We start from the raw sequence: 361 nt of genomic DNA on the forward strand, positions 1-361 counted from the left end.
ATGGCGACCACTTCGCTGGGCAGCGCGCCGACGATGCGGGCAAGCTGTTCGCTGACGAGGCGGTGGTAGCGGAGCCACTGGGTATCACCGGTGAAGTGGCCTTCGACGGCGAGGCTGGCCCATTTGTCCATGACGTCCTGGACGGCGGCCCGGGCGCCGCGCGGTTGCAGGCCAAGCGAGTTGCCGACGAAGTAGGTCTGGTCGCGGTGGTTGTGCTGGGGGAAGGCGAACTCGCTGCGCAGGCTGCGCAGGGGGTCGGCGGCGTCCAGGGCAACAGCGTGGGTGCGGCTGAGAAGTTCGGACATGGTGCAACCAGCGGTGACAGTGACGGACAGTTTATCCGGGTGGTGGGGGCGTGGGC

Annotated in this window: 1 pseudogene; it reads right to left on the reverse strand. The window is 68.1% G+C overall.

The annotated features are described in order from the left end of the window. A pseudogene (locus tag DBR34_RS23580) lies at nt 1–305 on the reverse strand (kynureninase); the annotation flags it as partial. Between the last annotated feature and the right edge of the window lie 56 nt (nt 306–361).

Source organism: Stenotrophomonas sp. HMWF003 (assembly GCF_003061285.1).
Classification (GTDB): Bacteria; Pseudomonadota; Gammaproteobacteria; order Xanthomonadales; family Xanthomonadaceae; genus Stenotrophomonas; species Stenotrophomonas maltophilia_AP.